The 9,250-nt window shown below is 40.0% G+C and carries 9 protein-coding genes; 7 read left to right on the top strand and 2 right to left on the bottom strand.

All coding sequences use genetic code 11. The features are described 5' to 3' along the window. Positions 1 to 242 precede the first annotated feature (242 nt). Both AC58DT_RS14055 and AC58DT_RS14050 read left to right on the top strand, forming a co-directional pair. Positions 243 to 926: a hypothetical protein gene (locus AC58DT_RS14055; RefSeq protein WP_497217449.1), complete on the top strand. Its 684-nt coding sequence runs from the start codon at positions 243 to 245 to the stop codon at positions 924 to 926. Positions 927 to 1,230: 304 nt separating this feature from the next. Beyond that, a complete protein-coding gene (locus tag AC58DT_RS14050) occupies positions 1,231 to 2,403 on the top strand; it encodes a serine hydrolase domain-containing protein (RefSeq protein ID WP_497217448.1) in 1,173 nt (390 codons plus the stop codon). Positions 2,404 to 2,586: 183 nt separating this feature from the next. Here AC58DT_RS14050 and AC58DT_RS14045 read toward each other — a convergent pair whose 3' ends face one another. Next, entirely contained in the window at positions 2,587 to 4,155 is a 1,569-nt protein-coding gene (locus tag AC58DT_RS14045) for a serine hydrolase (RefSeq protein ID WP_497217447.1), read from the bottom strand. A 137-nt stretch (positions 4,156 to 4,292) separates the two neighbouring features. Here AC58DT_RS14045 and AC58DT_RS14040 point away from each other — a divergent pair, with 137 nt between their 5' ends. Beyond that, on the top strand, positions 4,293 to 5,426 hold the full coding sequence (locus AC58DT_RS14040; RefSeq protein WP_497217446.1) for a mechanosensitive ion channel family protein: 1,134 nt from the start codon (positions 4,293 to 4,295) through the stop codon (positions 5,424 to 5,426). Next, positions 5,423 to 6,364: a YeiH family protein gene (locus AC58DT_RS14035; protein ID WP_497217445.1), complete on the top strand. Its 942-nt coding sequence runs from the start codon at positions 5,423 to 5,425 to the stop codon at positions 6,362 to 6,364. The genes AC58DT_RS14040 and AC58DT_RS14035 overlap by 4 nt, the downstream gene beginning before the upstream one ends. A gap of 17 nt (positions 6,365 to 6,381) precedes the next feature. Here AC58DT_RS14035 and AC58DT_RS14030 read toward each other — a convergent pair whose 3' ends face one another. Further along, complete coding sequence (locus AC58DT_RS14030; protein ID WP_497217444.1) at positions 6,382 to 7,416, bottom strand: SAM-dependent methyltransferase; 1,035 nt, start codon at positions 7,414 to 7,416, stop codon at positions 6,382 to 6,384. Positions 7,417 to 7,607: 191 nt separating this feature from the next. On the opposite strand from AC58DT_RS14030, the gene AC58DT_RS14025 reads away from it, so the two are divergent. Genes AC58DT_RS14025 through AC58DT_RS14015 form a run of 3 tightly spaced genes read left to right on the top strand, consistent with a single transcriptional unit; the run spans position 7,608 to position 9,241 of the window. Further along, on the top strand, positions 7,608 to 8,156 hold the full coding sequence (locus tag AC58DT_RS14025) for a hypothetical protein (RefSeq protein WP_497217443.1): 549 nt from the start codon (positions 7,608 to 7,610) through the stop codon (positions 8,154 to 8,156). A gap of 31 nt (positions 8,157 to 8,187) precedes the next feature. Then, on the top strand, positions 8,188 to 8,703 hold the full coding sequence (locus tag AC58DT_RS14020) for a phage tail protein (protein ID WP_497217442.1): 516 nt from the start codon (positions 8,188 to 8,190) through the stop codon (positions 8,701 to 8,703). Between the two features lie 22 nt (positions 8,704 to 8,725). Next, positions 8,726 to 9,241 carry a phage tail protein gene (locus tag AC58DT_RS14015; protein WP_497217441.1) on the top strand — a complete coding sequence of 172 codons (516 nt, stop codon included), beginning with the start codon at positions 8,726 to 8,728 and terminating at the stop codon, positions 9,239 to 9,241. Positions 9,242 to 9,250 lie beyond the last annotated feature (9 nt).

The raw sequence follows: 9,250 nt of genomic DNA, 5'->3' as shown, positions 1-9,250 counted from the left end.
GAGTTTTTCCTGATAGTTTTTCTTGCCTTGCATAGGCATGAAATTAATAAACTTCTCAATTTTATACAAGCCTTTTGCTATATTTGAAGAGGTGGTTGTGCAACAGGCACAACGGCTATAGTTCACTGCTACGGAATTCCCTATCGGAAATTCCAAGCATTTTATTAACTTTGGGGAATACTCGGAATAATTCTGCCGAATTATTCCGCAGCGAAACCATAGCCAAAACCGTTGCCACACATTTGAAAAAAATCAATATGTCGAGAAATAAACTTCTAATTAGCGCAATTGATAAAGAGCTTATTTTGAAAGGTAAAAATTATATGACTTTAGGTCAAGCCAATAAATCTCTTTATGAAAATGGACATATTACTGAATCTGAAAAAGAAAGTGGATTTTTAAAAAAGATTTTAGAAAATGGAGAAATAAAAAACGCTGAACAAACAGAATCTTCACCCAAACAATGGCGAATATTTCTCTCTGACAAAAAATTAATACCAAATAAAATTTCACAACAGAAAGTCGAAAATAAAAAAGAATCTAAAACCAAATATGTTTCAAAAACATATGTTCAACCTAAATCAAATGAAAATAGTAATTTGTGGAAATGGCTAACGGGAGGGTCAATTTTAGTTCTTTTGATTGTCTCTCAACTTACTGACAATAATAATTCGAACACATCAGAATACATTATTACAAATGAAACCTATGTGGGTACAAGTAAAGAAAATTTTGATGAAATGTTTAGGTACATAGCCGATAATGACACATATGCATTAAATTTAATGATTTTAAACGGAGACGTGAGAACTTTACAAAAGGGATTAAAAGTTAGATTAATAAGTAATCACTTTGCATATTCTGTAATTAGAGAACAAGGCTCGACACAAAAATATTGGGTTGTGACTGAACATATAGGGAAATAAAAACGTGTGGCAACAAAGAACTGAGGTAAAAAACAACATATTTCTTCATTAAATTTTTGACAGTATTATTCTAGGCTTACAGATTGAGAAAATAGATCTGTAACCTATTTTTTTTGTCTAAAACACAATTATTTTAGCGCCAGCACCGAAACAAATTCCGCATCATAGGGCAATCCCGATTTTGCAATGGCAAAGCACTGTTTCAGCAACTTATTGACCACCGCTAAAATTGAAAATCATTATATTTATATTTTAGCCGAAGGATTTATAGGTTTTTATAAGCCATTCCAAAACATTTAAAACAGTGAAAACCAACAGACAAACAATGCCCATTTTTGCACGCTTCCATTCTCAAATTCCATTCATCATTGCACTTGCCCTTATTCTTGGCTTAGGTACGGGGACCTTTGCACAACAAACCGTGGATGCGGACTCCATTACTCCACAACCTTCCCAAAATCCCGAAGTACATGAGGTGCCCATGGGAAATACCATCAGGGAACTCCCCACAGGATTGCCCTTCGCCGCCTTTGACGCTGGTGGAGCAAAAGAAAAGGAATTGGAGGACTTTATAAAGGAACAGTACGTAGCCGGCCTTCTAGTTTTACAAAATGGAAAGGTGCGCCTGGAACGCTATGCGCTGGACCATAATGCTACCAATCCTTGGTCATCTTTGTCCGTTGCAAAATCGGTGACAAGTACACTGCTAGGCGTTGCCATTAAGGATGGGTACATTAAGAGCATTGACGATCCTGTAACAGATTATTTGCCCGAGTTAAAGGGAAGCGCCTGGGAGGGTGTAAAAATCCGTCATCTCGTTACCATGACCAGCGGGATAAAATGGAATGAAAACTACACCGATGCGGATTCAGACATTGCCTTATTCGATACATATAAACCTGAGGATGGCGTAAAAGCCATTGTTGGCTATATGCGCCAATTGCCGGCCGAGAACGAACCTGGAAAAAAATTCAATTACAGTACTGGTGAAACGCACCTGCTGGGTGCCCTTATAAGTGCGGCTACGGGTCAGAGCCTCTCGCACTATCTTTCGTCCAAAATCTGGGCTCCCTATGGCATGGAGCAATCCGCCAACTGGCGACTGGACGGTACGGGACAGGAAATGGCAGGTTGTTGTCTTCAAATGCGGCTGCGTGATTTTGGAAGGTTCGGACAATTTGTACTCGAGGATGGCTATATTAATGGAGCGCAAATTGTTCCCGATGATTGGTTTAAGGAAGCAACCCAAATACACATGCCCTTATGGCCCGGGGGAGGATATGGCTTTGGGTGGTGGATTTTTGATGCCAATAGTTTTCAAGCCATGGGAATTTACGGGCAGCTTATTTATATAAACCCATCAAGGAACCTTGTAATTGCAATCAACAGTGCCTGGCCGGAAGCCGATAGCAACGTTCGGCATTATGCGGTCGCCCGCTTTTTAAAATCCGTTACCGACGAGATTGATAAGGAGTAAAAGGCAATACCTCAATAATTTATTTGATTTTAAGCCTAAATAACTGCTTCAAATTATCCTCTTTCCGGAGAAGATTTATTAATAGTTAGCCATCATTCTTTCAGTGATAATAGACTAGTGCAGATTGAAAAAATTAGGGAATGCATAAATAAATGAGTCCAATAAAGGCTATAATCAATCCCCTCACTCCACCCTTTCAAACTTCAGATCCTGATAGTCGTAACTAAAATCGGTTAAAGGTGAGATAGCGGTCATAGCAAACCCTTTGGCCCTCCCTTCGGTATCTAGTGAAAAGTTTACAAAAGCATCGGCCTTTAAAGAGGCATCGTCCCATCGTACCACATAGGTAGTGCCCTTGTAAAAGGTCATTGTACCCACCAGATCCAATGATTTTTCAGCTTTAAACCGTAGGTCTCCGTTTTGGTTGCTTATGGTTACGTTTCCAAACCAAGGGTCTTGGTAGGTGCCGAGTACAGTGGTAATATCTGGTTTGGGCGCTTTGCTTTTTAGTTGTTTTTGCAGGGCAGTCTCCAGTGTTTTTACAATACTGTCTTCCTCCCGTTCGCCCGCCAAGCGGCGCTCGTTGTATTGTTTTATCCTGTCTTCCCCTTTAATATTAAAATAGCCATCCTTAATGGAATTAGTAACCGCATTAAATGCCGAACCACTTTGCTGGTTGGTGAGCACGATGATACCAAGGTCTAGCTCTGGTATCAGGGTTACTTGGCTCACAATACCCAGCAGACCGCCGGTGTGGGTAACCTGAAAATAGCCATTTACATCGCTTAAAAACCAACCCAGCCCATATGCCAAAAAGTGTGTATTGTAAGGGCCGCTACCAGTACGCAATAGGGTTTGTGGTGTCCACATTTCGCGGTGCATTTTTTCACTAAAAAGGCTGTCCTTAAGTTTTTCGCCATATTTTCCTTTGTTCAGTTGTGCCTGTACCCAAGTGCCCATATCGTTGATGGAGGCATAAATACCGCCCGCTGGTGTGGCGAGTTGGGTAAAGGTATTGCCCGTAATTTCCAATTTACCATTCACTGGGGCGTGACCATCAATGCGGTTGTTATCTGCTTCAATGGCAGGAATGGAAAGCAGGGAACGGTCCATTCCCAAAGGTTTGAAGAAATTTTCTGCAATATAATCGTCATAGCTTTTGCCGGACACCCTCGCCACGATTTCCCCCGCCACTATATACAGCAGGTTGTCATAATCAAACTTAGAGCGGAAGGACGAAACTGGTTTTAGGTACCTAAGGTTGTGGATCATTTCAGCTTTAGTGGTTGTATTGTTTGCCGGAAAAATCATCAAATCGCCTGCGCCGAGACCCAAACCACTGCGGTGGGTTACCAAGTCGCGTATAGTAAATTCAGCAGTTACGTAAGGATCGTAAAGTTTAAATTCAGGGATAACGTCCGTTACCTTTGTGTCCCAGGTTATTTTGCCCTGGTCTATTAACTGCGCAAGTGCGGCAGTTGTAAACGCCTTGGTGTTTGAAGCTACACCAAAAAGTGTGTTTTCGTTCACTTCGGCATTTGTTTTTATGGAACGTACGCCATACGTGTTTTTATGATAGATTTTACCGTCCTTCAAAACCGCTACAGCCATACCGGGCACATCAAAGGTTTTCATTGTTTTTTGAACCAAACTGTCAATTTGTGAATTGGTCAATACTTGGCAATTGGCAGAAATGGTAAAGGAAAGAAACAGTAGTAGAACCGCGCTTTTAGTGGAAAAAATAAACTTCATACGTAGGGAATATTGTTGAGGTTTTAAAGATATTAAAACTTTCAAAGCCTTTAATCTGAAAAAGGTAGAATACTTAAAAATCATTTTTAGCATTGACAGTTTTGCATTTAGTATTTTTGGGGAAGAAATTTAAAGGGATGAAAGAATTTTTTGAAACATATCAATCAGATATTCTCTACGCCTTGGGGGTAATAGGTGGCGTTTTGATATTGCATTTTGCAACCAATTTGCTCTATAAATGGTTGGTTAGGCAAGAACAGAAAAAATATCCTGGCGAATCGCCCAAGGCAATCGGCTGGATAAGAAGAATACTGAATGCCCTATGGCTGGTGTTGGGGATTATATTGTTGAGTTTTCTTTTTGTAAACGAGGAGAAGTACGAAGCGCTCCAACACAATTTTAATTTAATTCTCTATTTGGGAATCGTTTCCATAGTAACCATTGTGGGCGCTGCCTCTGCCAATATGTGGTTTAGAATGAGCATACGGAAAAAGATAGCTAATCTTGAAGACCCCACAAGTTTTAAATTTTTAAGATATGTAGCGGTAATCGGTATTTACAGTATTGGGGTGCTTTTTGCGCTATTGGCATTTCCGTCATTAAAAGGTGTGGCTCAAACTGCACTCGGCGGTGCTGGGGTTTTAGCGCTTATTGCCGGTGTGGCCTCTCAGGAAGCCTTGGCAAATCTTGTGGGCGGGGTTTTTATCATTTCCTTTAAGCCTTTTAGAATTGGCGATATTATAAAAGTTACGGATACTATGGTGGGCACGGTTACCGATATTACCCTTCGGCATACCGTAATTCGAAATTTTGAAAATAAGATGATCGTTATTCCCAATGCAATTATCAATAAAGAAAAATTGATAAACTATGATTTGGGAGAACTTAAAATCTGCGATCGCATAGAGATTGGCATTTCCTACGATAGCGATATCGATCTGGCAAAAAAGATTATGCAGGAAGAATGCACCAAGCACCCGCTTATTTTGGACAACCGTTCTGAACTTGACGTTCTGGATGGCCAGCCCATTGTTAGGGTGGCGCTTACTTCCCTAAACGATTCGTCCGTTACCATTCGGGCTTGGGTATGGGCTCGTGATTATACAGATTCCTTTGATATGCGCTGTGATTTATTGGAAAGTATTAAAAAACGTTTTGACAGCGAGGGGATAGAAATTCCTTTTCCGTACCGAACTTTGGTTTTCAAAAACACAGCCACGGAGCCACAAACTGCTGAAGAAAATTCTGAAAAAAAAGATAAAAAAGCATGAAATCTTGGGCACAGCGCAATGAAACTGTAATAAAAGTACTCTTTGTTATTTGCATGGTCCTGTGCATTTTGGGCTATGTAAGCAGCCCGGTTGCGCTTGTGGGCGGATTTCTATTTACATATTTTTTGGGAAACCCCTTTTTAAGCCTGAATAGCAAAGCAGTAAACTGGCTATTGAAAATAGCAGTAGTGGGTTTGGGTTTTGGAATGAATTTAAAGGAAACCTTGACGGCTGGAAAGGATGGTTTTTTACTTACCGTTTTTTCAATTGTGGCAACTTTGGTTTTGGGATATCTATTGGGAAGGTTATTAAAAATGAACCGCAAGAGCAGTCACCTTATTTCTTCGGGAACCGCTATTTGTGGGGGCAGTGCCATTGCTGCGGTTGCTCCCGTAATCAATGCCTCCCAAAAGGATATTTCCATCTCGTTGGGGGTTATTTTTTTACTGAATTCCATCGCATTGATTATTTTTCCGCCTTTGGGCCATTTGTTTGAACTGGACCAACAACAGTTTGGGCTGTGGTGCGCCATTGCCATTCACGATACCAGTTCGGTGGTGGGCGCTGCCTATACTTTTGGGGAAGAAGCGCTCAAAGTAGCCACAACGGTTAAACTGGCACGGGCGCTTTGGATTATTCCGCTTTCCCTGTTTTCGGTATTTCTATTTAAGGGGAAAGGAAAAAGTGTGAAAATCCCTTACTTTATCTTCCTTTTTATCTTGGCCATTATTTTAAATAGTTATCTGCCCATACCCGAAGTTTTGACCAAGGGCATTACAAGTGTTTCAAAGTCATTATTGGTACTCACCCTCTTTTTGATAGGTGCCGGACTTTCACTCGAAAAAATAAAATCGGCGGGTTGGAAACCCATGATCCTTGGGTTTTCATTGTGGGTGTTTATTTCCGTAGGCGCCATTTTGGTGATACTTGCACTTTAATGGATTTTCTCGAAATTTTATGATCGCAACAATTGAGAGGTAAGGCCAGGCTCTGTCCCCACAATATATTGTGTTTTGGCCCCGATTACTTTTTGGTCGTGGTTGAGGTCTGCTAAAAGCATCGGTACCGTTAGGCCACTTTCGTCAATGTTTAATGAGATGTCTTTAAAAATGGTTATCTCAGTTGAAACGGTAATAAAGTCGTGATTGCTGAGCTGTTCTTCAGAAAAAGACACTTCTTTTTCGGGAAATTGAAAACCTTCTTTTTTAAATTCGGAATTATTTTGAAGTACTTCCATTTTGTTGAGCGTGAATACAGCTTCGGAATTTTCATAATAATCCTTTTCCGCATTATTGTCAATAGATAAATATTCTGCTTTCTTTTCCATATCGACAAGTGCCACGTGCAGTGAAATTTCTTCGGGAATTAATACGATATCCTTTTTCATTTGGGGAAGCAGATTATAGGTAATACCCACTTGGGGTTCGCGAAGCAGGGCGTGCTGCATACATTCTATTAAAAGGATATCTGCTTCAAATTCTGAGGGCACAATAAAATTTGCGGCATCGCAATGATAAATGGCTTGTATATATTCATAGGCATCAAAACCTTTGATAATTCTCTTTAAGCTTTCAATACTCACTTTATTTACTTCCAGTAAAATGAGTTGGAGTTGGGAAGGCTCAAAAAGCGCCAGTAAAGGCAAGACCAATGTTGCAAATGGCCCTGTGCCTGCATAGAGTATGGTAACGGGTTTTTTAGGATTTTTTTCCAGAACCTCCTGCACTGCGGAAAGTATGCCTTTTATGAATTTATGCGTGCGCGGAACGTCCTCTATGCACATTCCTGCCCATTTGGGACCGATGGCTTTTCCGGTGGGCAACAAGATATTTTCTGAATTTATAGGAGCCTCTTGGTTTAAGCCCGAGACTTTTTCCAAAAGTAGTTTTAGTTCTTCAATGGAGCTTTTTAAAAGGTTAGCATCACCCTTTTCAGAAATTAGATTTTGAGTGATTTCGGCTAGCTTTATTTTGGCATTATTGGTAGGCATAATTTCATTTTTAACACTGCTAATATACATTTAAAAAGGGCAATTTAATTTACGTAGTACTACGTATAGGGTTTTAAGGATTATTTTATAACTTGCTTGTCAAATGTTTAAAGTTTTCTTTTTTTAAGAATAGTTGTGAAAAACTTTCCCGTAAAAGGATATAAATCTTAGAATAACTAACTAACCAAATTATGAAAAACACTACTTCGCGTAGACTTTTTATGCGCAATTCTGCTTTTGCCATAACAGGTCTAGCTGTATTAACTCCAACAATTACAAGTGCTTTTACTTCTGAAAGCCCATATTCAGGTTATAACCCATATGCTGAGACCAAAACAGATTTGAGATCTGGGGTTTTCAGTTCTAATTCGGTTGCAATTAAGGGAACCCTTTATGATAAAAATGGTATTACTCCTTTAAAAAATGCCACTGTAGAAGTATGGCATCTTTCTCCAAACTCCTCAAAATATAGGCATCGCGCAAAACTCAAAACCGATGATGAAGGCAATTATCAATTTATAACTGATTTCCCAAATAAAGAGAAAGGCAAAAGCGCTCGAATTTATTTCAAAGTTTCAAGTTCGGAAAACATTTCTTTCACAGAACTGGCTTTAACTGAACAAGGCGCTCATATTACAAGCGAGCATTGGGAAAAAAACAGAAATTTAGGTGAAAAATTATTTCCTCAAAAAGAAACTTTTTTAGGGGAAACAACCATTCATTTTAATTTTTCAGTCTAACCATAATTACTAACTAATTTAAAAATATATTATGTCAATTTACGATCCAACTATTGCAGAAATCTCCATGTTTGGCGGAAACTTCAACCCACGATCATGGGCCAATTGTGATGGCCAGTTATTAGCAATTTCACAGAACACGGCTTTATTTTCAATTTTAGGCACTATGTATGGTGGTGACGGTAGAACTACTTTCGGTCTTCCTGAAATGAGAGGAAGGGTGGCAGTCCACACAGGTTCCGGTCCAGGGCTTACTCCACGACAAATGGGGGAAAGGTCAGGAACAGAAACAAATACTTTAACAGTTGCACAACTCCCGTCACACGGGCATGCTATAAATGCTAAAGAAGAAGGAACCACCGATAATCCAAGTGGCGCTTTTATTGCCGGGGACGGTACAAACGCCTTTGGTGCTTCAGCAGATGTAGCAATGTCAAATACATCAGTAGCCAATACTGGTGGAGGTCAAGCAATAAACAATATGCAACCCTATATGGTAGTCCGATATATAATTGCGCTCCAAGGGGTATTTCCTTCAAGAAATTAAATAATATTTTAAATTAAGTACTATGTCAATATCAGATCCAACACTTGCAGAAATCTCCATGTTTGGAGGTAATTTTAACCCACGACAATGGGCCAATTGTGATGGCCAATTATTGCCTATCAATTCAAACCAGGCTCTTTTCTCTTTGTTGGGAACGACCTATGGAGGTGATGGCCGAACTTCATTTGGTCTTCCAGAGATGAGAGGAAGAGTTGCAGTACACACGGGTTCTGGTCCTGGCCTTACTCCCCGTCAAATGGGTCAAAAATCTGGTGCAGAGACCAATACCTTAATCATTGCACAAATGCCATCACACGGGCATGCTATAAATGCGAAAGCTGAAGGAACTACTGATGACCCGAACGGTGCTTTTATTGCCGGGGACGGTACAAATGCATTTGGTGTTTCTTCTGATGTGGCAATGTCAAATACATCAGTAGCCAATACTGGAGGAGGCCAAGCAGTAAACAATATGCAGCCTTATATGGTTGTGCGATATATAATTGCGCTACAAGGGGTATTTCCTTCAAGAAATTAAAAATAATAT

Source organism: Aequorivita sp. CRS11, from assembly GCF_059693805.1.
This window is presented reverse-complemented; position numbering and strand designations above follow the sequence as displayed.

Excerpts from the sequence above, each read along its gene's own strand:
- AC58DT_RS14045 (WP_497217447.1), bottom strand. The coding sequence starts at position 4,155 with ATGAAGTTTATTTTTTCCACTAAAAGCGCGGTTCTACTACTGTTTCTT.
- AC58DT_RS14040 (WP_497217446.1), top strand. The coding sequence starts at position 4,293 with ATGAAAGAATTTTTTGAAACATATCAATCAGATATTCTCTACGCCTTG.
- AC58DT_RS14035 (WP_497217445.1), top strand. The coding sequence starts at position 5,423 with ATGAAATCTTGGGCACAGCGCAATGAAACTGTAATAAAAGTACTCTTT.
- AC58DT_RS14030 (WP_497217444.1), bottom strand. The coding sequence starts at position 7,416 with ATGCCTACCAATAATGCCAAAATAAAGCTAGCCGAAATCACTCAAAAT.
- AC58DT_RS14025 (WP_497217443.1), top strand. The coding sequence starts at position 7,608 with ATGAAAAACACTACTTCGCGTAGACTTTTTATGCGCAATTCTGCTTTT.
- AC58DT_RS14020 (WP_497217442.1), top strand. The coding sequence starts at position 8,188 with ATGTCAATTTACGATCCAACTATTGCAGAAATCTCCATGTTTGGCGGA.
- AC58DT_RS14015 (WP_497217441.1), top strand. The coding sequence starts at position 8,726 with ATGTCAATATCAGATCCAACACTTGCAGAAATCTCCATGTTTGGAGGT.